The sequence below is a fragment of the Sphingomonas leidyi genome (assembly GCF_011761945.1).
In the GTDB taxonomy this organism is placed as follows: Bacteria; Pseudomonadota; Alphaproteobacteria; order Sphingomonadales; family Sphingomonadaceae; genus Sphingomonas; species Sphingomonas leidyi.
The window spans coordinates 163271-185580 of record NZ_JAASQV010000001.1; the positions used below are offsets into that span (position 1 = coordinate 163271).

Annotated in this window: 23 protein-coding genes and 1 riboswitch; of the genes, 18 read left to right on the plus strand and 5 right to left on the minus strand. The window is 68.4% G+C overall.

Going from position 1 to position 22310, the window contains the following annotated elements:
• Window positions 1-250: 250 nt before the first annotated feature.
• Window positions 251-526 carry a hypothetical protein gene (locus tag FHR20_RS00810; protein ID WP_167297809.1) on the minus strand — a complete coding sequence of 92 codons (276 nt, stop codon included), beginning with the start codon at window positions 524-526 and terminating at the stop codon, window positions 251-253.
• Between the two features lie 229 nt (window positions 527-755).
• Between FHR20_RS00810 and FHR20_RS00815 the strand changes: the two genes are divergently transcribed.
• Together FHR20_RS00815 and FHR20_RS00820 are read left to right on the plus strand one after the other, a co-directional pair.
• Window positions 756-1280 (plus strand): alpha/beta hydrolase, encoded by a 525-nt coding sequence (locus FHR20_RS00815; RefSeq protein ID WP_167297810.1) that lies wholly within the window; start codon window positions 756-758, stop codon window positions 1278-1280.
• 63 nt (window positions 1281-1343) lie between these two features.
• Window positions 1344-1525, plus strand: a riboswitch (yybP-ykoY riboswitch).
• Window positions 1526-1537: 12 nt separating this feature from the next.
• Complete coding sequence (locus FHR20_RS00820) at window positions 1538-2107, plus strand: TMEM165/GDT1 family protein (protein WP_167297811.1); 570 nt, start codon at window positions 1538-1540, stop codon at window positions 2105-2107.
• A 3-nt stretch (window positions 2108-2110) separates the two neighbouring features.
• Here the strand turns inward: FHR20_RS00820 and FHR20_RS00825 are convergent, their stop codons facing one another.
• Window positions 2111-2734, minus strand: a complete 624-nt coding sequence (locus tag FHR20_RS00825) for a response regulator transcription factor (RefSeq protein ID WP_167297812.1) — start codon at window positions 2732-2734, stop codon at window positions 2111-2113.
• Window positions 2735-3102: 368 nt separating this feature from the next.
• On the opposite strand from FHR20_RS00825, the gene FHR20_RS00830 reads away from it, so the two are divergent.
• The 15 genes from FHR20_RS00830 (at window position 3103) to FHR20_RS00900 (ending at window position 18890) form a co-directional block, all read left to right on the plus strand.
• Window positions 3103-3714: a TetR/AcrR family transcriptional regulator gene (locus FHR20_RS00830; protein WP_167297813.1), complete on the plus strand. Its 612-nt coding sequence runs from the start codon at window positions 3103-3105 to the stop codon at window positions 3712-3714.
• A 388-nt stretch (window positions 3715-4102) separates the two neighbouring features.
• Window positions 4103-4492 (plus strand): hypothetical protein, encoded by a 390-nt coding sequence (locus tag FHR20_RS00835; RefSeq protein WP_208413353.1) that lies wholly within the window; start codon window positions 4103-4105, stop codon window positions 4490-4492.
• Entirely contained in the window at window positions 4489-5763 is a 1275-nt protein-coding gene (locus FHR20_RS00840; RefSeq protein ID WP_167297814.1) for an efflux RND transporter periplasmic adaptor subunit, read from the plus strand. Before FHR20_RS00835 ends, FHR20_RS00840 begins: the two co-directional genes overlap by 4 nt.
• A 79-nt stretch (window positions 5764-5842) precedes the next feature.
• Window positions 5843-9037, plus strand: a complete 3195-nt coding sequence (locus FHR20_RS00845; RefSeq protein ID WP_167297815.1) for an efflux RND transporter permease subunit — start codon at window positions 5843-5845, stop codon at window positions 9035-9037.
• Window positions 9038-9090: 53 nt separating this feature from the next.
• Window positions 9091-10491 carry an efflux transporter outer membrane subunit gene (locus FHR20_RS00850; RefSeq protein WP_167297816.1) on the plus strand — a complete coding sequence of 467 codons (1401 nt, stop codon included), beginning with the start codon at window positions 9091-9093 and terminating at the stop codon, window positions 10489-10491.
• A gap of 131 nt (window positions 10492-10622) precedes the next feature.
• The gene (locus FHR20_RS00855; protein ID WP_167297817.1) at window positions 10623-11009 is read left to right on the plus strand and encodes an OsmC family protein; all 387 of its coding nucleotides are present in this window, start codon (window positions 10623-10625) and stop codon (window positions 11007-11009) included.
• Between the two features lie 57 nt (window positions 11010-11066).
• Window positions 11067-11792, plus strand: coding sequence for a response regulator (locus tag FHR20_RS00860; RefSeq protein ID WP_167297818.1), 726 nt, complete (start codon window positions 11067-11069; stop codon window positions 11790-11792).
• A gap of 29 nt (window positions 11793-11821) precedes the next feature.
• Window positions 11822-13123: a sensor histidine kinase gene (locus FHR20_RS00865; RefSeq protein ID WP_243857090.1), complete on the plus strand. Its 1302-nt coding sequence runs from the start codon at window positions 11822-11824 to the stop codon at window positions 13121-13123.
• A 90-nt stretch (window positions 13124-13213) separates the two neighbouring features.
• Window positions 13214-14578, plus strand: coding sequence for an arylsulfotransferase family protein (locus FHR20_RS00870; protein WP_167297819.1), 1365 nt, complete (start codon window positions 13214-13216; stop codon window positions 14576-14578).
• Window positions 14569-14775 carry a hypothetical protein gene (locus tag FHR20_RS00875; RefSeq protein WP_167297820.1) on the plus strand — a complete coding sequence of 69 codons (207 nt, stop codon included), beginning with the start codon at window positions 14569-14571 and terminating at the stop codon, window positions 14773-14775. The genes FHR20_RS00870 and FHR20_RS00875 overlap by 10 nt, the downstream gene beginning before the upstream one ends.
• The gene (locus FHR20_RS00880) at window positions 14772-15146 is read left to right on the plus strand and encodes a hypothetical protein (RefSeq protein WP_167297821.1); all 375 of its coding nucleotides are present in this window, start codon (window positions 14772-14774) and stop codon (window positions 15144-15146) included. The genes FHR20_RS00875 and FHR20_RS00880 overlap by 4 nt, the downstream gene beginning before the upstream one ends.
• Complete coding sequence (locus FHR20_RS00885) at window positions 15130-16155, plus strand: sulfotransferase (protein WP_167297822.1); 1026 nt, start codon at window positions 15130-15132, stop codon at window positions 16153-16155. The genes FHR20_RS00880 and FHR20_RS00885 overlap by 17 nt, the downstream gene beginning before the upstream one ends.
• A 119-nt stretch (window positions 16156-16274) precedes the next feature.
• Entirely contained in the window at window positions 16275-17291 is a 1017-nt protein-coding gene (locus FHR20_RS00890) for an SMP-30/gluconolactonase/LRE family protein (protein WP_167297823.1), read from the plus strand.
• Between the two features lie 124 nt (window positions 17292-17415).
• On the plus strand, window positions 17416-18159 hold the full coding sequence (locus FHR20_RS00895; protein WP_167297824.1) for an NUDIX hydrolase: 744 nt from the start codon (window positions 17416-17418) through the stop codon (window positions 18157-18159).
• On the plus strand, window positions 18156-18890 hold the full coding sequence (locus FHR20_RS00900; RefSeq protein ID WP_425057368.1) for an extensin-like domain-containing protein: 735 nt from the start codon (window positions 18156-18158) through the stop codon (window positions 18888-18890). Before FHR20_RS00895 ends, FHR20_RS00900 begins: the two co-directional genes overlap by 4 nt.
• Before the next feature lie 49 nt (window positions 18891-18939).
• Here FHR20_RS00900 and FHR20_RS00905 read toward each other — a convergent pair whose 3' ends face one another.
• Complete coding sequence (locus FHR20_RS00905) at window positions 18940-19491, minus strand: hypothetical protein (protein WP_086128509.1); 552 nt, start codon at window positions 19489-19491, stop codon at window positions 18940-18942.
• A 421-nt stretch (window positions 19492-19912) separates the two neighbouring features.
• Between FHR20_RS00905 and FHR20_RS00910 the strand changes: the two genes are divergently transcribed.
• Window positions 19913-20479: a CHAP domain-containing protein gene (locus FHR20_RS00910; RefSeq protein WP_167297825.1), complete on the plus strand. Its 567-nt coding sequence runs from the start codon at window positions 19913-19915 to the stop codon at window positions 20477-20479.
• Between the two features lie 54 nt (window positions 20480-20533).
• Here FHR20_RS00910 and msrB read toward each other — a convergent pair whose 3' ends face one another.
• Together msrB and FHR20_RS00920 are read right to left on the minus strand one after the other, a co-directional pair.
• The gene (gene msrB / locus FHR20_RS00915) at window positions 20534-21016 is read right to left on the minus strand and encodes a peptide-methionine (R)-S-oxide reductase MsrB (protein WP_167297826.1); all 483 of its coding nucleotides are present in this window, start codon (window positions 21014-21016) and stop codon (window positions 20534-20536) included.
• A 50-nt stretch (window positions 21017-21066) separates the two neighbouring features.
• Window positions 21067-22308, minus strand: a complete 1242-nt coding sequence (locus tag FHR20_RS00920) for a cytochrome P450 (protein ID WP_167297827.1) — start codon at window positions 22306-22308, stop codon at window positions 21067-21069.
• Window positions 22309-22310: the final 2 nt, after the last annotated feature.

Genomic DNA, 22310 nt, shown 5'->3' on the forward strand with positions numbered 1-22310 from the left:
GCCCGGCAGCCCGCCCGCTCGCTGCGCCGCCTTCACGATTGAAGCACGGGCGCAGGAGGTACGCTGCGGGGAGCGGGGGGCAGCTTCCTCCGTTAAGCGACCGAGGCGGCGCGTATTGCGACGAAGCCGGATCGATCGCGCATCGGGCGGACGAACGAAAAAGCCGGCGGGGTTGCCGCCGGCTTCGAAGTCGCTGGTAGGAAATGATCCGGGCCCGGCCGATGCGGGCGGCCGAGCCCGGAGCTGGCGGTCAGGACGGCTTGGCGCCTGCCGTGCCGCACTTCACGAACTTGCCCTTGGCATCCTTGCAGTGCGTTGCCTTGGCGGGCGCGGGCTTTGCCGCCATGGGCTTGGCGGCAACGGGGGCGGCCGCCGCGGGCTTGGTGGCCATGGGCTTGGCCGCGGGCTTGGTCGGGCACTTCATGAACTTGCCGTGCGCGTCGCGGCACGGCGCTGCTGCGATCGAAGGCGTCGCCGCGGCGAGCATGGCGAGCGAGGCTCCGGCGATCATCAACTTCCTGAACATTGGCACTCTCCTGCTTGTGGAGAGGCGAGACTGCACCCGCCCGGGTGGCCGACAGTTCTCCGCAAGATGAACTTTCTGCAATATTCGGACACGGGAGAGTCACAGAGGGGCCGATTATTTCGGCGCGCCGGGAAAACATCCTGGCGCAGGGGCGATTGCATAGTGGTGGAGTAGGAATAGGCTGGCGACTCGTTGAGCGTGCCTTCCCGCCCGGCTGGGAGATAAGCGAATGCCCGAGAATGGCCTCTTCGATCCGTCGCTTCCGACACTGACCATCTATGATCGTGCCGACCGTCCCGCCCGCAGCCTGTTGGCGCATGCCGGGCAGATCATCGAGCTTGGCGGGGGCGGGCGCAACCTGTGGGCCGCGCGGCTCGACGAGGCGGTTCGCCTGACGGAGCGCCCGGTGATCCTGGTCGCGCACGGCATCGGCTGTTTCGCGGTGACCTGGTGGGCGCGGCTCTCGCCGGCTTCCTATGTCGAGAAGGTCGCCGGCGCGGTGTTCGTCCGGCCGCTGGGGTCGGCGGTGACTGCCTCGCCCGAGCAGCTCTTCGCCGGGCCCCGCCTGCGCATCGCCTTTCCCTCGATCCTGGCGGATACCGGAGCCGATGCCGCGGCGCTGGCACGCGACTGGGGCAGCCGCTTCCTCGATTCGACGCCGGTGCGCTCGATCGGCGACCTGCTCGCTTCGCTGCGCGGCGAACCGGACGCGGTGCCCGCGGCCGGGAATCCCCTGCTCTGCCTGGCGGGCTGAACCACAAAGCGCTGGATTCTCACGGGCACCTGCCCTAGGCGGGGCAGGTGCTGCTTCGGCAGTACCTCGCTATTTGGGGAGTAGCCAGCCGCGCCGTCGCGCGGGCTCCTGCGTCAACATGCTTGGCCGAGAGGCCATGGCGCGGGAGGGACGGGTCACCGTTCGGGCGAGACCAATGGCGTCGCATCTCCGCTCTTGCCGGGCGGGGAGGTGCGATGTCGTTGGATTTCGTCTCCGTCCGGCCCGGAGTATTGCCCGTGGAAGCCCTGCTCAGTTCCACCGCACTCGTCGCGCTCGCCGAGATCGGCGACAAGACCCAGTTGCTCGCCATCCTGCTCGCCACGCGCTTCAAGAAGCCGGTGCCGATCATCCTCGGCATCCTGGTCGCGACGCTGGCCAATCATTTCCTTGCCGCCCTGGTAGGTTCGGAAGCCGCCGCGCTGCTCCAGGGCGCCTGGTTCCGCTATCTGATCGCCGCTTCGTTCATCGCCATGGGACTGTGGACGCTGATCCCCGACAAGATCGACGACATCGAGGACAAGCCGGCTCGCTTCGGCGCCTTCCTCACTACCGCCATTGCCTTCTTCCTGGTCGAGATGGGCGACAAGACCCAGCTCGCCACGGTGGCGCTGGGGGCGAAGTTCCATAACATATGGGCGGTCACCGCCGGCACCACGCTGGGCATGATGCTGGCCAATGTGCCGGCGGTGTTCCTTGGCAACGCGTTGCTCAAGCGCGTGCCGCTGCGGCTGGTGCACGGTATCGCCGCGGTGCTGTTCATCGCCGCGGGTATCATGATGCTGGGCGAAACCGCCGGCTGGTTCTGACGCCTAGGGACGCTGGATTTCGCCCATCTCGGCGGTGAAGGTGACGCGCAGCGCTTCGGAGAGGCTGCGCGCACCGAGCTTCTGCATCAGATTGGCGCGGTGCACTTCCACCGTGCGCGGCGAGATGCCGAGATCATAGGCGATGGTCTTGTTGGGAAAGCCGGCCGCGAGCCCTTCCAGCACTTCGCGCTCGCGCGCGGAGAGATTGGCGAGCTGCGTGCGGGCCGCATCGGTGCGCGAGCCGCCGTTCGATTCGCGCATGCGCTCAAAGGCCTTGTCGATCGCGTTCAGCAGGCGATCGGCCTCGAACGGCTTTTCGAGGAAGTCGACCGCGCCCGCGCGCATCGCCTTCACCGCGACCGCCACGTCGCCATGTCCGGTGAGCACGATCACCGGCATGGCGGCACCGCGCTCGTTGAGCAGCTGCTGCACTTGCAGCCCGTCGATTTCGGGCATGCGGATGTCGAGCAGGACGCAGCCCGGCTCGACGCTGCGCAGTTCGCGGAGGAACGCCGTGCCCGATGGCCAGAGGCGCACGGCATAGCCCGTGGTCCGCAGCATGAACCCGATCGAGTTCCGGACGCTGTCCTCATCATCGACGATGTGCACCAGACGCTGGCCGTCCATCTAAATTACTCCATTTTGGTGCAAACGATATGCAGCGTATAAATGAAGGGAGCGGCGCATGGTCGCCGGTTGTTGCGGACGATGCGATGCCATTGCCGTCCAAATGCCCCTGACGCGTCCTGCGATATTCTCGTTCGTCAATTCGGCGGGGCTGCGGGAGGGCCCGCGGCATGCATCCGCGACTTGCATGACGGGCGCCCTATGTTTCCGCCAACTGGTGAGTCGAATGGATTCAACCATGGGAAGCGCGTAATCCCACCGATCGGCAAGTTCACACCCGTGAAAATACAGTGGTTAACCGGAGTGGAATGCGGAAGGGCCGCAAGGCATTGGACTTTTGGGTCCATCAACATTATGTACCGGTCATTATGGAAATCACCGCCTGTGCCGTCGCCAAGGGGCGCCCCCGCGAATTCGACACCGACTCGGCGTTGACCGCGGCGCTGCGCGTCTTCTGGAGCAAGGGTTATGAGGGCGCCTCGCTGAGCGACCTGACCGAAGCGATGGGGATCACCCGGCCGAGCCTCTATGCGGCGTTCGGCAACAAGGAAGCGCTCTTCCGGAAGACGCTGGATCTCTATCAGCGCGAGAAGCTCGACTATATGGGCAAGGCGCTCGACGCGCCGACTGCGCGCGGCGTCGCCGAGCGGCTGCTGATCGGCGCGCTCGAGATGCAGATGAGCTCGTGCGATCCCAAGGGCTGCATGGGCGTGATCAACTCGGTGGCTTGCGGGGCCGAAGCGGAGTCGATCCGCGCCGAGGTGCTCAAGCGCGGGGCAACCGTGAAGCAGGGCCTGATCGATCGATTCGAGCGCGCCAAGGACGAAGGCGACCTGCCCGCCGATACCGACGTGATCGGGCTCACCGCCTATCTGACCGCACTGCTCCAGGGCATTGCGCTCCAGGCCGGCGGCGGCACGTCGTGCGCCGATCTTCAGGCGCTGATCGACACCAGCCTGGCCTGCTGGCCGAGCAAGTAAGCGAGATTGCCGGCATCCGGCTTTCGCCGCGATGACAGGGAGGCGCCCGATCGCGAACGCCTCTTGAAAGTTTTTGTTTGGCCCCGCCTCGACAAAAAATACCGACCAGTATAAAAAGCCCTTGACGCAACGCAGCACGATTTCTATACCAGTCAGTATAGAATGAGGGAAGCTGCCGAAGCGACGACAAGGGGCCGATGCCCCGGGCCATCACTCCAGCAGCGCAGAATTTAGACAGGACCGGGACGGTGCGCCGCAGACACATGCGTCTGCGCGAAAGCCTCGTCTCGTGCCGGTTGGGGATGACCGGAAATGCCGGCGGAAACCGTTCCGCGCGGCACGGGGAGGCTTTTGCCTTCCGCCGGGCAACAAGCAGGAGGAGACGATCATGGCCTATCTCAACTTCGCCGCGCTCCAGGGCAGCCCGATCGCGGTGCCTGCCGATGTCCTCCCGGTCAGCGGCTTTTCCGCGCTCGAATGGCAAGTCGTCGCGATCGCGCAGCACGACCGGCTGGCGTCGCTGGAGAAGCCCGGTCGCCTCTCGGTGGCGCTGGGCGTGATCTTCGGGGGCGAGGTGCCCAATCCGAAACTAGCGGACCAGAAACTCGAGGCGCTGCGCCGCATGTCGGTGCTCGCCTGGCACAAGGGCTATGCCGTGCCCCGCCACGAGATCCGCGCCTTCCACGAAGCGGGCTTCACGCCCGACCAATATGAAACGCTGCTCGCCTCCATCAGCCGCGGCCGGGCAGCCCTGAATCAGGGGAAGCGATTCCAATGAACATGATCACGCGCATCGAATCCGAGACGGGCGACAACAAGCCGGGCGTCTCGGATCGCCTTCGCCGCATGCCGCTGTGGCAGCGCGGCAGCCTCGTCGCGCTGCCGGTGGTGCTGGTCGCCGCCGGCCTCAGCATCGCCAGCAAGGACGCGCCCGCCGCGATGGCGGCGCCGCCGCCGCCGGTGGTGACGGTCGCCACCCCGCTGGTCCGCGACGTCAACGAATGGGACGATTATGTCGGCCGGTTCGAGCCGAGCCGCGCAGTCGAGGTGCGTCCGCGCGTCTCGGGGGCGATCACCGGCGTCCACTTCACCGACGGTGCGATCGTCCAGAAGGGCCAGCTGCTCTTCACCATCGACCAGCGCCCGTTTGCGGCGGCCCTGGCCGAAGCGCGCGCCGGGCTGGCCAGTGCCGAGAGCGATCTCGCGCTTGCCCGTTCCGACCTGGGTCGCGCCGAGCGTCTCGTCTCGGTCGAGGCGGTGTCGAAGAGCGATGTCGAGCGGCTCCAGGCCCGCGTCCGCGCCGCCGGTGCGTCGGTGTCTGCGGCCCAGGCCCGGGTGCGCAGCCGCGCGCTCGACATGGAGTTCACCCAGGTCCGCGCGCCGATCGCCGGCCGCATCTCGGACCGCCGCGTCGATCCGGGCAACCTGGTGGCCGCAGGCGAGGGGCAGGGCGGTTCGCTGCTGACCACGATCAACGCGCTCGATCCGATCTACTTCACCTTCGACGGTTCGGAGGCCCTGTTCCTCAAGACCAAGCGCGCGAAGGAAACCGGCGCCCAGGAATCGCCGGTGGAGATCCGCCTGCAGGACGAGACCGACTATAAGTGGAAGGGCAAGCTCGACTTCACCGACAACGGGCTCGATCCCAAGTCGGGCACGATCCGCGGCCGCGCGGTGCTGAGCAATCCGGGCATGTTCCTGACGCCCGGCATGTTCGGCAACATGCGCCTCTCGGCCGGCGGCACCACCCAGGCGCTGATGGTGCCGGACACCGCGATCCAGACCGACCAGGCCCGCAAGCTCGTGCTTACCGTGGGCAAGGACGGCACCGTCGCGCCCAAGCCGGTGACGCTCGGGCCCGTGGTCGACGGCCTGCGCATCGTCCGCTCCGGCCTGACCGCCCAGGACAAGGTGGTGATCTCGGGTACCCAGTTCGCCGCTCCGGGCGGCAAGGTGAACCCGAAGCCCGGCAAGATCGCGCCGACCGCAACCAGTCAGGCGCCGGCCCTCACGGCGCCGGTGACGGGCGAAGCAACCTTCGCCCGTTGACCGTCAGCCGCCGGATCTCCCCAGGGTCCGGCGGCTGACACTTTCTTCGTTTCAGACCTCTTTTTCGAGGAGTGGCCCCATGCGCCTCTCGCGGTTCTTCATCACGCGCCCGATCTTCGCGGCCGTCATCGCGGTCGTGATCACGATCATCGGTGCGATCGCCTATCTCGCGTTGCCGATTTCCCAATATCCCGACATCGTCCCCCCGACGGTGACGGTCACCGCCTCCTATCCCGGCGCTTCGGCCGAGACCGTCGCCGAGACGGTCGCCGCGCCGATCGAGCAGGAGATCAACGGCGTCGACGACATGCTCTACCAGTCGTCGCAATCGACCGGCGACGGCAACGTCACCATCACCGTCACGTTCAAGTCGGGAACCAATCTCGATTCCGCGCAGGTGCTGGTGCAGAACCGCGTCGCGGTCGCGATCCCGCGCCTGCCCGAGGAAGTGCAGCGTCTGGGCGTCGTCACGCGCAAGACCACGCCGGACTTCCTGCTGGTCGTGAACCTGATCTCGCCGGACAACTCCGTCGATCGCGAATATATCTCCAACTATGCGCTGACCCAGGTGAAGGACCGCCTCGCCCGTGTCGAAGGCGTGGGCGACGTGCGCATGTTCGGCGCGCGCGACTATGCGATGCGCGTGTGGATCGATCCGGGCCGCGCCGCCGCGCTCAACCTGACGGCGGGCGACATCGTCCAGGCGCTGCGCGCGCAGAACGTCCAGGTCGCCGCCGGCACGCTCGGCCAGCCGGGCTCGACGCCGACGGGCAACGCCTTCCAGCTCAATATCGAGACGCAGGGCCGCCTGAAGGATCCCGCGCAGTTCGGCCAGGTGGTGATCCGCACCGATGCCGACGGGCACCAGGTGCGGGTGAGCGACGTGGCGCGCGTGGAACTGGGTGCGGCGGACTATTCGTCCAACACCTATCTTTCCAACAAGCCGACCGTGATCCTCGCCGTGTTCCAGCGCCCGGGCTCGAACGCCCTCGCCGCTGCCAATGCGGTGCAGGATCAGCTCAAGGCGATGTCCAAGAACTTCCCCAAGGGCCTGGAATATCGCGTCATCTACAACCCGACCGAGTTCATCGCGCAGTCGATCGACGCGGTCTATCACACGCTGGGCGAGGCGATCCTGCTCGTCGTGCTCGTCGTCATCGTCTTCCTCCAGAAATGGCGCGCGGCGATCATCCCGGTGCTTGCCATCCCGGTCTCGCTGATCGGCACGATGGCGGTGCTGCTGCCGCTCGGCTATTCGCTCAACAACCTCTCGCTGTTCGGCCTCGTCCTCGCCATCGGCATCGTCGTCGACGACGCGATCGTCGTGGTGGAGAATGTCGAGCGCAACCTGGCGCGAGGGATGACCCCGCTCCAGGCGGCGCGCACTTCGATGGACGAAGTGTCCGGCGCGCTCGTCGCGATCGTGCTGGTGCTGCTCGCGGTGTTCCTGCCGACGCTGTTCCTGAACGGTCTGTCGGGCGCCTTCTACAAGCAGTTCGCCGTGACGATCTCGGCCGCGACCGCGATCTCGCTGCTCGTCTCGCTCACCCTGTCGCCCGCCATGGCGGCGCTGCTGCTGCAGCATCACGAGGGCGAACCCCGGGGACCGATCGGCCGGATCGTGCGCCGCGGCGCCGATGCGTTCAACACCGGCTTCGAGCGGATGAGCGTCGGCTATGCCAAGCTCACCCGCGTGCTGGTCACCCGGCCGAAGCGGATGATGCTCACCTATGTCGGCCTGATCGCCGCGACGATCGGGATGTTCTGGGTGACGCCGGTGGGGTTCATCCCGCAGCAGGACCAGGGTTACTTCCTCACGGTCATCCAGCTGCCGCCGGGCTCGTCGCTCGAGCGGACGGACGAAGTGATGCGCAAGGTCGTCGCCCGTATCCTCCCGATCAAGGGCGTGAAGGGATCGGTGATGCTCGCCGGCTTCGACGGCCCGTCGCAGACGCTCGCCCCGAACTCGGCCGCCGCCTATGTGCCCCTGCTCTCCTTCGAGGAGCGCAAGAAGCTCGGGGTCACCTTTGACGGGATCATGAACGAGGCGCGCCAGCGCACCGCCGACATCAACGAGGCGATGCTGCTGGTCGTCCCGCCGCCCGTCATCCAGGGCATCGGCTCGGCCGGCGGCTACCGGATGATGATCGAGGACCGCGCCGAGCATGGCTATGACGAGCTGGGCAAGACCGCGTTCGGGCTGATCGGCCAGGCCAACCAGACTCCGGGCCTCAAGCAGATCTACACCTTCTTCAACACCGCGACGCCGCGCGTCTTCGCCGATATCGACCGGCGCAAGGCAGACATGCTCGGGGTGCCGCCGGAGCGGGTGTTCGAGGCGCTGAACGTCTATCTCGGCTCGGCCTTCGTGAACGACTTCAACATGCTCGGCCGCACCTATCGCGTGACCGCGCAGGCCGATGCGCCGTTCCGGGCGACCGAGGCGGACATCGCCAACCTCAAGACCCGCTCGAACTCGGGCGCGATGGTGCCGATCGGCTCGGTCTCGACCTTCGAGAACAAGACCGGCCCGTACCGCGTGACGCGCTACAACCTGTTCCCGGCGGTGGAAGTCGATGGCGATACCGCACCGGGCTACAGCTCGGGCGCCTCGCTCGACACGATGGAGAAGCTCGCGAGCGAACTGCCCGCCGGCTATGGCGCCGAATGGACCGGCATCGCCTTCCAGCAAAAGGCGGCCGGCAGCACGGCCGGGCTGGTCTTCGCGCTCGCGGTGGTGTTCGTCTTCCTGGTGCTGGCGGCGCAATATGAGAGCCTGACCATGCCGCTGGCGATCATCCTGATCGTGCCGATGTGTCTGCTCGCGGCGATGGCCGGAGTGAATCTGCGGGGCATGGACAATAACGTGCTCACGCAGATCGGCCTGGTCGTGCTGATCGCGCTCGCCGCCAAGAACGCGATCCTCGTGGTCGAGTTCGCCCACCAGGCGGAAGTGCAGGACGGGCTGTCGCCGGTGGAGGCCGCGGTGCGTGCCGCGCGCGACCGCCTGCGGCCGATCCTGATGACGTCGTTCGCCTTCATCCTCGGCGCCGTGCCGCTGCTGATCGCGAGCGGGGCGGGCGCGGAGCTCCGCCAGGCGCTGGGCACCGCGGTGTTCTTCGGGATGATGGGCGTGACGGCGTTCGGCCTGCTCTTCACGCCGACCTTCTACGTCGTCTGCCGCGCGCTGGGCGATCGCATCGCCAGGATGCGCGGCAACCGCAAGGCAGTCGACGAAGGCGGCCACGAGCCGGCGCTGCAGCCCGCCGAGTGAAACCCTGCCGCCGCTCCGGGCCCGTCCCGGAGCGGCGGGAAGGAGGAAATGAAATGACCTACCGTATCTTCCTCGCAACTGCCTCGGCCCTGGCGCTCGCCGCCTGTGCCGCCGGTCCGAACTATGTCGCGCCGACGCCGCCCCAGACCGCGGCCGGCACCTTCGTCGCGGCCAATCCGGCGGTGACCGCCGCGCCTGTCCAGGGCGACTGGTGGCGGCTCTACAATGATCCGGTGCTCGACAGCCTCGTTGCCGACGCGCTGGCCGCCAACACCGATATCCGCGTCGCCGTGGCGCGGATCGAGAAGGCCCGCGCGGTGCTGCGCGGCGCCAAGGCCAACCAGCTGCCCCAGGCCAGCCTGAGCGCCGGCGCCAATTACGGGCGCCTGCCCGCGGCCCAGCGCCTGCCCGGCGCGCCGCGCGAGGACTGGCAGGTCGATGCCGGGCTTAGCGTCAGCTACGAGGCCGACCTGTTCGGTCGCCTCAGCCGCGGCACCGAGGCCGCGCGCGGCGATGTCGGCGCGGCCGAGGCGGATGCGGACGCGGTCCGCGTGATCGTCGCCGCCGAGACGGCGCGCGCCTATGCCGATGCGGCTTCGTCCGCCGAGCGGCTGGGGGTGGCCGAGCATATCGTCAAGCTGCTCGACCAGTCGATCGACCTGACCGAGCGCCGCCGCGGCGTGGGCCTGGCGACCCGGCTCGACACTGCCCGGATCGGCGCGCTCCGCAACCAGCGCCAGGCCGAGGTGCCGGCGCTCCAGGCCGCGCGCGATGCCGCACTGTTCCGCCTCGCCACGCTCACCGGCCGCACGCCTGCCGATCTGCCGGCGGTGGCGGGCGCGCGCAGCACGACGCTGCGCCTCGGCCAGCCGATCCCGGTCGGCGACGGCGCCGCGCTGCTGGCGCGCCGGCCGGACATCCGCGCCGCCGAGCGCCGCCTGGCCGCCGCCACCGCGCGGATCGGCGTGGCGACCGCGGACCTCTATCCGCGGATCACGCTCGGCGTCTCGGGCGGATCGACCGGCACCGATTTCGGCGACGTGTTCGGCGCCGGCCCGCTGCGCTGGCTCCTTGGCGGGCTGATCAACTGGGCGGTCAACCCCGGCCCGGCCCGCGCGCGCGTCGCCGGGGCGGAAGCGGACAGCAAGGTCGCGCTCGCCACCTTCGACGGCACGGTGCTGAACGCGCTGCAGGAGACCGAGACGGCGCTCTCCGCCTATGGCCATGCGCTGGGCCGGCGCACCGCGCTCCAGGCAGCGCGCAACGAGGCCGAGGCGGCGGTCAACATCGCCCGCGCCCGCCAGCGCGAGGGCGATATCGATTCGCTCGCCCTGCTCGATGCCGAACGCACCTTCGCCGATGCCGAAGCGGACCTGGCACAGGCCGATGCCTTCATCGCCGAGACGCAGGTGGACCTGTTCCGCGCGCTCGGCGGGGGTTGGCAGAAGAGCTGAGGGCCTGCCCTCTTCTCCCTACGTCATCCCCGCGCAGGCAGGGTCCGGAGCCAGGAAGGACAGCGCCTGCGCTCTGGATCCCCGTCTGCGCGGGGATGACGGAACGACTAAACCGTCCTAGTCTTGCCGGCATGACTCACGCCATTGCCAAGACCGGGCGCGCCGCGCCCTATGCCACGGACATCAGCTTCGGCAAGCGCGGCCTCGTCGCCGACGAGCCCGAAGCGCGGGGCGGGGGCGATGCCGGGCCCGCACCCTATGAACTGCTGCTGGGCAGCCTGGGCGCCTGCACCGCGATCACGCTGCGCATGTACGCCGAGCGCAAGGCGTGGCCGGTGGAGAATATCGAGGTCGCCCTGTTCCTCCACGGCCAGGGCGAGACGCTCAATATCGAGCGCATCCTGACGATCACCGGCACCGATGCCGAGCAGAATGCCCGCCTCGCCGAAATCGCCGAAAGGACGCCGGTGACGCTCACTTTGAAGCGGGGTGTTCCGATTGCGACCAGGCTCGGGTGAATCTTGTTACAAATTCGCGCAACACCATAGACGCATTTTGTCGTAGAAGCTGAAACCATGCTTGCTACCGCGACTTCCCAGGACGATTCGGCGACCCTGCTCGTCGTCGACGACGACCGCGACATCCGCATGCTGCTGGCGAACAGCCTCGGTTCGCGGGGCTACAAGGTCGAGACGGCGTCCAGCACGCGCGACATGGACCAGATCCTCGCGCGCACCCCGGTCGATCTCGTGATCCTGGACATCATGATGCCGGGCGAGGACGGGCTTTCCGCCTGTCGCCGCATCGCGCGCGCCGATGGGCCGGAGATCATCTTCCTGAGCGCCCTTGGCGAGGAACAGGATCGCATCCTGGGCCTGGAGGTCGGCGCCGGCCATTATCTGCCCAAGCCGTGCAGCCCGCGCGAGATCCTCGCCACCGTGCGCGCGGCGCTGCGCAAGCGCGGCGCGATCGCCACGAACGAGAGCGGCGACGTCTATGTCTTCGAGGGCTGGCGCATCGACCTCGGCAGTCACGAGCTGTTCGATCCCAACGGCGTGCTGGTCGGCCTCACCGATGGCGAGTTCGCGGTGCTGCGCGTGTTCATCGAGCGTCCGCGCCGCGTGCTGAGCCGCGAGGCGCTGCTCGCCGCGGCCCGTGGTCCGGATTCGGATGCCTATGACCGGGCGATCGACGTGCAGGTGAGCCGCCTGCGCCGCAAGCTGCGCTCGGGCGGCGACGAGATCATCCGCACCGTGCGCAACGAAGGCTATCTGTTCGTGCCCAAGGTGGTGCGCGCGTGACACCGCGGCGCGGGGGTGCGGGTTCCCCGTTGTTCCTGCGCGTCTTCGTCCTGATGGTCGCCTGCGTGGCGATAACCCAGCTGATGAATCTCGGCCTGCTGATCGCGGTGCAGACGCCGTCGACCAAGGTCTACAGCGTCGGGCAGATCGCCAATGCGATGCGCGGCATCGGCGATCCGGACAGCGATCTTCTGATATCCCACCCGGCGTTCATCGAGCCGGCTCCCTGGAATCCCCGGAGCGAGCGCATCGAACTTGCCTTGGCCAAGGCGCTGCAAGTGCCGGTGGAGCGAGTGCGGATCGGCTTCCCGACGCCGTTCATGCAGCGCGAGAAGATCTATGATCGCGCCAGCGTGCCGCGCGCCGTTCCGCCGGCCAGCGATCAGGCGGCGCGGGCCGTGGTGATAATCGGCGATTTCTCCGCCGCGTTCCGCAAGGACGATGGGCAGTGGACCTTGATCGATTCCAACCACAGCTTCGAGCCGTGGCGCCTGTTCGTGCTGTGGTGGCTGATCCTGTCCGCGGCGGCGGTCGCGCCCTTTGCCTGGGCGCTCGCCCACCGCATCGCCAAGCCGATCGGGGCCTTTGCCGAAGCCGCCGAACGGCTCGGCCGCGATCCCCGCGCCGCGCCGATCGCGATCGAGGGGCCGACGGAAATCGCCGATGCCGCGGCGGCGTTCAACCGGATGCAGGCCCGGCTCAATCGCTATGTCGATGATCGTGCCACCGTGGTGGGCGCTGTCGCGCATGACCTGCGCACGCCCCTGATGCGCCTCGGACTGCGGCTGGAGGCGGCGCCCGACGCGTTGCGCCAGGCCTGCGAAGACGACATCCGCGACATGGAGGCGATGATCTCCGCGACGCTGAGCTATCTGCGCGACACGACCAAGCAGGGCGTGCGCAAGCCGCTGGATCTGCGCTCGCTGGCCGAGACGGTCACCGATGACATGAGCGATCGCGGCGCGCCGGTGACGCTTGCGCCGGGAGACCCGGTGGTGGTCGAGGGCAATTCGCCAGCGCTGAAGGCGATGCTCAACAATCTCGTCACCAATGCGCTCAAATATGCCGGGAGCGCCGAAGTCTCGCTGGTCGAGGCCGATGGCCAGGCGCTGATCGAAGTGTGCGACGACGGGCCCGGCGTGCCGCCGGAAGACCTGGACCGCGTGTTCGAGCCCTTCTTCCGCGGCGAGCGTTCGCGCAACCGCGATACCGGCGGGATCGGCCTGGGCCTGGCCAGCGCCCGCGCGGTGGCGCGCGCGCATGGCGGCGACCTCGTCATCCGCAACCGGAAGGAGGGCGGCCTTTCCGCGCTGGTGACCTTGCCCGTCTAACACGGCCACAAAGCGGAAACCTGCCAGCGACGTACCGAAATCCCGCCGACACCCGCACCGTCGAACCACATGCCCGACTGGGGAGGGCGAATGGGTCGGGATCAGCGAGTTCGGGTCGAAGCGGAAGGCAGCGCGTTGGAGCGCCTGCTTGCCCGGCCCGTGCCGTTGTGGAGCCTGATCCTGGTGCTGCTGTTCGTTCCGCTCGCGGCGATGGCCACGGGCGCGATCGTCGACGGATGGGAGAAGGCGGGCACGGTCGGCCGCGTCGCGATCACGCTGGCGCGCGTGCCGGACACGATCCAGCACCTGTTCCGCAGCAACGCGCCCTATTTCCACGGCGCCTATGAGAAGCTGCCGGGCGGCTTCTCCCGCGATCCGGGATTCGTCGATGCCGGCTATGCGCTGATCTCGCCCTTCGAACCCCGCCGCAAGCGATCGGTGGTGCAGCTGGTCCGCCTCGCGGACGGCGCGGTGGTGCGCGAGTTCGTGCCCGATGTCGACGCGGCCAATGCCCGCTCGCGCTTCGCTTCCGCGCTCACCGACGTGCATCGCGACAAGAACGCCGCGCGCAACCGGCTGATGCACCCGCTGCTGCTCGCCGATGGCAGCCTGGTGCTGCACGACAGCTCGCCGCTTGCCCGCTACGACGCCTGCGGCAAGCTGCTATGGTCGCTGGACGGCATCTTCAGCCATTCCACCGAACTGGGCCCGGACGGCGACCTCTGGGTGCCCTATCGCTACCCGGTGCCGCGCGAGCCGGGGGTGAAGCCCGATTTCTGGGACGATGCGGTGGCGCGGGTCTCGCCCGAGGGGAGGCTGCGCAATGTCGACCGCATCGCCGACATCCTCGAGCGCAACGGACTGGCGAAGCTGTGGCGCGGCCGGCCCTATGTGCAGGATCCCTTCCATCTCAACGACATCCAGCCGGCGATGGCGGACGGCCGTTTCTGGAAGAAGGGGGACCTGTTCCTCAGCATCCGCAACCTCTCGCTGATCGCACTCTACCGGCCGGCCACCGGCGAGATCCTGTGGTGGAAGATCGGCCCGTGGCGCTTCCAGCACGATGTCAGCATCCTCGACGATCATCGCATTTCGGTGTTCGATAACAACACCTTGATGGGCTATCCCGACGAGCGCGTGAACGGGCACAACCGCCTGCTCGTCCATGACCTTTCCAGCGGGGCGACCAGCTCGCCCTGGGAGCGGGGCTTCGCCGCCAACCGGATCGCCACCCGCGCCCAGGGGCGGGGCACGCCGCTCGCCAATGGCGATGCGATGATCGAGGAGACCGAGCAGGGGCGCCTCGTCCGCATGTCGCCCCAGGGCGCGGTGCGCTGGCGCTACATCTCCGCCGATTCCGCCGAGCGGCGCATGGCCCTTTCCTGGGCACGCTATCTCGATCCCACCACCGATGGCCCGGCCATTCAAGCTACGGTGAATGCCAAATGCTCGTGAAAACCCTTCGTTTCCTGTCGCTTGTCCTAGCCCTTTCGGCGCCGCTCGCGGCCCAGGCCTATACCGGCCCGGGGCTGGGGCTGGGCGCGATCGGAGTCGCCTTCGGGCTGATCGGCTCGATCCTGCTCGCGATCGTCTCGGTCGTCTGGTACCCGATCAAGCGGCTGGTCCGCCGCATCCGCGGGCGTGCCCGGTGATCCTGTTCTTCCTCGCTGTCGTCGCGATGCTCGAACTGGCGCGCGCCTTGCCGCTGATCCCGGCCTTTCGCGCGCTCGCCGCCTGTGGGCAGCATGCCATGCGGCTGCTCGCCCGGAGGGGCGTTTCCGACTGGGGCAAGGAACGGGCGCTCCGGATACTTTCGGGCCGTATGTTCGTGCGGGCGATGCGTGCAGGCGGATTGCTGTTCGCCACCGCGGCCCCCGTGCTGGTGGTGCTGGCACTGGACGCCAACTGGCCGGAGATCGCCGCCTTCCGGTCGGACTGGATGGCAAGGCTGGCACTGATGCCCTTCACGCTCGGCTATGCCGTGCTGCGCTGGCAGGTGATCCCGCGTGTACAGCGGGGCTGACAAGCTCCTCCACCGCATCGCCCTGGGTTCGCCCGCGCTGCTCGAAGCGACCTTCGACATCGAGCGCGCTACCCACCGCAAGCGGATCGCGGCGGTGCCGATCCGGCGCCCGGTGTTCATCGCCGGGCTGGCGCGCGCGGGCACTTCGATCCTCACCCGGCTGCTCCACCGGGGCGGTAGCTTTGCCGCGCCGTCCTATCGCGACCTTCCGTTTCCGCTCGCGCCGAACAGCTGGGCCAGGCTGGGCGGCAAGCGGCATGTCGAGGCCAGCGAGCGCGGCCATGGCGACGGATTGACCCATGATCTCGACAGCCCCGAGGCGATCGAGGAGGTCTTCTGGCGCACGCGCGAGGGAAGCCGCTATCTGCGCCGCGACGGACTGGCCCCGGTCGCACCCCAGGCAGACACGCTCGCCGCCTTTGGCGACTATGTGCGCCTGGTGCTCCTCTGCCAGGGCGGCACTCGCTATCTATCGAAGAACAACAACAATATCCTGCGCCTAGAGGGGCTCGCCACCGGCTTTCCCGACGCCCTTCTGGTCCATCCGTTCCGCGATCCGCTGCAGCAGGCGCTGTCCTTGCTGTCGCAGCATCGCCGGGCGACCATGCTGGCGCGGGAGGACCCGTTCCGCCGCCGCTTCATGGCCTGGCTCGGCCATCATGAGTTCGGCGCGGATCACCGGCCCTTCCTGTTCGACGGCGCGCCTGGCCGCGACGAGGACGCGACCCGTGTCGACTACTGGCTGAAGCTGTGGGACAGCGTGCACCAGGCGCTGCTTTCGGCACCGGCTCGGGTGCAGGAGCGCCAGCTGTTCCTCGACTATGATGCGTTGTGCGCCAGTCCGCGTCACTATGCCCCCCGGCTCGCGGTGCTGGTCGAGGCGCCGATCGATGCCGCCGCGCTGCGCCTGCCCGACCCCCGCCAGGCCGAAGCCGATCCGGCATTGCTGGCAAGGGCGGCGGAAACGCATGCGGCGCTTCGCGCCTGTTTCCGCGCGCGCTTCGATTGACCGGGCGGGTCCGGCATCCCGCGGCGCGGCCCGGGTGCGGAAGGATTGCGCGACATGGGGTGGATCGAGGCGATATACCGCCAGGGTGGGGCGACCCCGTGGGCATGACGGAGCAGAGAATGACCGAGACGACACGGCGCGCGGTTCTGGCCGGCATGGCGGCGCTGCCCCTGGCGCCCGGGGTGGCGCTGGGCGAGAGGATCGGGGGCATCACGCGCCTCGATCCGGCGCTCGACGCGCTGATCGACACGGCCAGCCCGATCGAAGTGATCGCCACCGGCTTCAAATGGGCCGAGGGGCCGGTGTGGGTGCGGCGGGGCGGCTATCTGCTCTTCTCCGACGTGCCGGCGAATATCGCGTATCGCTGGCGGGCGGGCGAGGGCGCCAGGCCGTTCCTGAACCCCTCGGGCCTGGCCGGGCCGATCCCGGCGGGGGTGCGCGAGGCGGGCTCGAACGGGATGGTGCTCGATGCCCGCGGCGACCTGCTGATGGCCGATTCGGGCACGCGCGCCATCGCGCGGGTGCATCTGGCGACCCGGCGGAAGACGATCGTCTCCGGCGCATTCGAGGGCAGGAGGTTCAACAGCTGCAACGACCTGGCGATCGGGCGGGGCGGGATCATCTACTTCACCGATCCGCCCTATGGCCTGGCCGAGGGAGACGCCTCGCCGCGCAAGCAGCTGGCGTTCAACGGCGTCTTTCGCGTCAATCCCGACGGCAGCGGCCTGCGCCTGATCGACAAGAGCCTGAAGCGGCCGAACGGCATCGGCGTCTCGCCGGGGCTCGACCGGCTCTATGTCAGCCAGTCCGATCCCGAGGATGCACGGATCTTCCACTGCGAACTGGCGGCGGACGGCTCGGCAGGAGGCCCGCTGTTGCCGTTCGTCGACTTCTCGGTGGAAGCGGCGCGCAAGCTGCCGGGCCTGCCCGACGGGATGAAGGTGGCGAAGAGCGGCCACCTGTTCGCCAGCGGCCCGGGCGGCATCTACGTGATTGCGCCCGACGGCAGGAAGCTGGGGCTGATCGCGACGGGCAAGGCGGCCGCGAACTGCTGCTTCGGCGAGGATGGCCGGACGCTGTTCGTCACGTCGTCCGACAGGGTGGCAAGGGTGCGGCTCCGAGTGGCGGGATGGTGAGGCGGGCCTGATCCGGTTCTGTCCCACCCGCCTTCCGCCGCTATCCCCGGTTCTCCACGATCCTCCTCGCCCCGCCCTCGGGAATTGGGTGTCCATCCCCTCCTGCACGACCTAAACTCCTTCCATGACCGACGAACAGGCGATTCCCGCCGCCACCGTGATCGTGATGCGCGAGACCCGCGACGGGCCACCCGAGCTGCTGATGGTCGAGCGCGCGGCGGCGATGTCGTTCGCGGGCGGTGCGCTGGTCTTTCCCGGCGGCCGCGTCGATCCGGGCGATTTCGTCCTGGCCGCCCTTCATGCCGGGGATGTCGAGGAGAATGCCGCGCGCATCGCCGCGATCCGCGAGACGCTGGAGGAAGCCGGCGTCGCCATCGGCCTCGACCCCGCGGGAGACATGCCCGCGCTGCGCCAGCGCCTCTATGCCGGGGAGCCGATGGGCGATCTGCTCGACGAAGCCGGCGCCGCGCTCGCGCTGGACCGGCTGGTGCCTTTCGCGCGCTGGCTGCCCCGGGGCGTGCACCACAAGGTCTTCGACACGCGTTTCTACCTTGCCCGTGCGCCGGAAGGGGCCGAACCGCAGGTCGATGGCAACGAGAATGTCCGCGTCTTCTGGGCGAGCGCGCGCGCGGTGCTCGACGCCGCCGATCGGGGCGAGGCGCACATCATCTTTCCCACGCGACGCAATCTCGAGCGGCTGGCGCTGTTCGCGCGCTACGAGGATGCCGTCGCCGATGCCCGCGCGCATCCGATCCGCACCGTCACGCCCTGGATCGAGGAGCGCGACGGCGAACGCCATCTCTGCATTCCGGACGATCTTGGCTACCCGGTCGCCGCCCAGCCCCTGGATCAGGCGATCCGCATGTGAGGCGGGTGCGCCGCGCCGTGATGGCGGCGATCCTGTTCGCGGTGCTCCTCGGCGGATCGTTCCTCACCTGGGCCGCGCTGCGCAACCGGCCGCAGGACCTGCCCTGGACCCGGCTCGACCTGCGCCGGCCGATCGGCATCTTCACCGGCCGCAAGCTGGCCGGGCTGACCGGCGACTATGCCCGGTGCCGGGCGCTGCTGCGTGCCGCCGGGGTGCGCTACGCGGCGCTCGCCAGGGTTTCCGGCGACGCGCCGCAATGCGGCTATGCGGACGGGGTGCGCTTCGCGCCCGGCGGATCGCGGGGGATCGCCTTCGCGCCGGCCTCCCCCGGCACCTCCTGCCCGGTCGCCGCGGCGCTGTCGCTCTGGGAATGGGAGATCGTACAGCCCGCCGCGCAGCGGCATTTCGGCGCGGCGGTGGTGCGGATCGAGCATCTTGGCAGCTATTCCTGCCGTCGCATGTACGGCCGCAGCGCCGGCGACTGGAGCGAGCATGCGACTGCCGATGCGATCGACATCGCCGCCTTCCGCCTGGCGGACGGGACGCGGATCGGCGTGGCGGAGGATTGGGAGGAAGGGGGCGGGAAAGCCGCCTTTCTGCGCGACGTGCGCACCGGCGCCTGCAAGCTGTTCTCGACGGTGCTCTCGCCGGACTACAATGCGGCGCACCGCGACCATCTGCACCTCGACGAAGCGGAGCGAGGGGAGTGGGGGTGGCGGACCTGCCGGTAGGAAGGCGGCGAAGGGATCCCCTCCCGCAAGCGAGAGGGGAACGGGGAAATCAATGCGAGAGCGACGCCGTGTCGACCTTCTCCACCCAGGCCGGATAGAAGCTCGGCTGGCGGTTCGACCAGCCCGAAGCCGTGGCCGCGGCTTCGCTGATCGACTGGAGCAGCTTGCGGCGCAGGTCCGGATGGAGATGCGGCAGCGCCGCAGCGGCGCAGAAGGCCGAGGGGAGCCAGGGGCGCACTTCGGCGCCGATCAGCCGCTCGTAGAGGAAGCGGAAGCTCGAGAAGCTGGTCAGGCGGCCCTGGCTCAGGTCGAAGGCGGCGATGGCGACGAGCGGCGACATGAACGGCTCGATGGAGTCGAAGTCGCTGTCGTCGGGCATCAGCGCGCGCACTTCGTGGAGGCGCTCATAGACATGCGCCTGGGCGCGGATGCTGGCGGCCTCGACCACGTCGCGCGACCAGCGCGCCATCGCGTCGTCGCGGTCCAGCCCGATGTCGAGCGAGCGGCGCACATAGCGCTGCGTCGCCGCGCTGAAACCCGCGAATTCCTTCATTTCGGCCAGCGTCATCGCGCCTTCCGCCGGTTTCGCCCTTGCTCCCATGGTTCAATACTCCCGCCCAGATCGTGACCCTCCGAGACCGATACTGCGACAATATGGTTAACGAGCCGCTGAACCAGTCGTCGTCCCCTGTTCATTATAGGAAACCAACTGATTCCGCGGCGCAACATGCATGCGATGAACCGAAGTCCCGCTTGTGGAAAACTGCGCATACTGATGGGGTTGCAGGGGGGAGCTGCCCATCCGGGGCGTATCCGGGTCCGGGTTAGCACCTAGGCCCGGCAGGGCGGCCCGGGTGCTTCGGCGGCGGGTTCGCGGCCCCGGTTCCCCGCAAACGGGAGCGAATCCGCAAGTCATCGACTCGTCGCAACGGTTCGTCCCATCGACCGGCCGCGGGCCTATACTTCCGTTCCATGATCTGGTCAGTCGCTGTTCATCAGACTGCTTCCTGACCGGGGGGTCCATGAATTTCCGTGTTTTCGCAGCGCGTTTCGCGTTGATGGCTGTTTGCACCCTGATGATGGCCGCCCCCCAGGCGGCTTCGGCCAAGGGCCGTACCTTCTGGCAGTGCGCGCCCTATGCCCGCGAAATCTCCGGAGTGAACATTCACGGTAATGCCTGGACCTGGTGGTCGCAGGCCGCCGGCCGCTACCAGCGCGGCGAGACCCCGAAGGTCGGTTCGGTGATGTCGTTCCAGCGTACCGCCCGCATGCCGCTCGGCCATGTCGCGATGGTCAGCCAGGTCATCAGCGAGCGCGAAGTGCTGCTCACCCATGCCAACTGGTCGCGTGCCGGCGGCATCGAGCGCAACGTCCGCGCCGTCGACGTCTCGCCCGAGGGCGACTGGAGCGAAGTGAAGGTCTGGTTCGCGCCGATGGGCGGCCTGGGCACCTCGGTCTATCCGGTCAACGGCTTCATCTATTCGGGCGGCGCGCCGCACGACCTCGACGACGACTTCAAGCCGTCGCTCGACCTCGACCTCAGCGACCTGATGGCGGAAGCGAAGAAGGAGACGCCCGACGCGGGCTGATCGCCTCGACAGCGTGGAATGGAAGGGCCCGGCATCGTCCGGGCCTTTTCATGTCTACGCCTTCGGCACGAACGCCAGCGCCACGCCGTTCATGCAATAGCGCTTGCCGGTGGGCCGGGGGCCGTCGTCGAAGACATGGCCGAGGTGCCCGCCGCAGCGGCGGCACAGCACTTCGGTGCGGCGCATGCCGAGCGAATTGTCGGCGCGGGTGATCACGGCGTTGGGCAAGGGCTGCCAGAAGCTCGGCCAGCCGGTGCCGCTGTCGAACTTGGTCGCCGCGTTGAACAGGGGCAGCGCGCAGCCGGCACAGGCGAAGGTGCCGGCCCGGTGCTCGTTGTTGAGCGGGCTGGAAAAGGCGTATTCGGTCGCGCCCTGGCGCAGCACGCGATAGGCGGCGGGGCTCAGCCGCTTGCGCCATTCGGCATCGCTGCGTGTGAATTCGAACTTCTGCGCGGCCTCGGCCGGCGCGCCGCCGCATGCGGCGGTCAGCGTGCCCAGGCCGGCGACGACGAGCAAGGCGCGGCGGCTGGTTTCCATGGGAGGGGATGTGGGGAGGCGCCCGGGCCGCGTCCAGTCCCGGCGATGGCTCAATAGCGGCTGAGCTCCACCGCCATCTTCTTGTAGCCATGGACGAAGCAGGCGGCGACGCGTTCGGGTTCGCGCAGCACGTTCACGCGCAGGCGGCGCCTGGCCATCTCCTCCATCAGCACGCCGATCTGCAGCTCGGCGAGCCGGGCGCCCACGCAGCGATGGATGCCGTGCCCGAAGGCGAGGTGGCGCCGGGCGTTCTCGCGGTCGACGATGATCCGGTCGGCATCGGGGAAGACGCTCTCGTCGCGATTGGCCGAGAGATACCAGAGGCCGAGCTTGTCGCCCGCGCGGATCCTGTGGCCGTCCAGCTCGGTGTCCTGCGTCGCGGTGCGGCGCATGTGCGCGAGCGGCGTCTGCCAGCGGATGATCTCCTGGGTGGCATTGCCGATCAGGCCCGGATCGGCCTCGAGCTTCGCGCGCGCGTCGGGGAATTGCTCGAGCCCCCAGGCGAAGGCGCTCATCGAATTGCGCGTCGTGTCGTTGCCGCCGACGATCAGCAGGATGAGGTTCCCGAGGAACTCCATCTGGTCCATGTGGCTCATCGCATCCGAATGGATCATCATCGAGATCAGGTCCGGCCTCGGCTCCTTGCCCAGCTTGCCCTGCCAGAGATTGCCGAAATAGGCGGCGCATTCGAACAGGATCTGGCGCCGCTCCTCCTTGCGGACGGGATCCTTGGCGATCTCGATATCGCCCGCCCAGTCCGACCAATAGGTGAGCTTGCGCCGCTCCTCCCAGGGAAAGTCGAACAGGAGCGCGAGCATCTGGGTGGTCAGCTCGATCGAGACGCTGTCGACCCAGTCGAACTCCCGATCCACCGGCAGCGAATCGAGGATCTCGGCAGTGCGCATGCGGATATTGTCGGTCATCCGCACCATCTCGCTCGGCGTGAAGGCGGGGGCGACGGTGCGGCGCTGATCGGTGTGCTTGGGCCGGTCCATCGCGATGAACATCGGCATCTTGATGTCGCCTTCCTGCATATCGGCGATGGTGATGCCGCCGGCCTCGGACGAATAGATGTCGGGCAGCGATTCGACCTGGACGATCGGCTTGTAGGTGGCGATCGACCAATAGGGGCCGAAGGCGCTGTTCTCGCAATGATAGATCCCGCCCCGGGCGCGCAGCTCGCGGAACGGGGCCTGCCAGACATCGTCGCGATACAGTTCGGGCCGGCTGACGTCGAGCGGATCGACGGTCTGGGTTCCGGGAATTCCGGTTTCGGTCGCGAGCGTAGCCATGC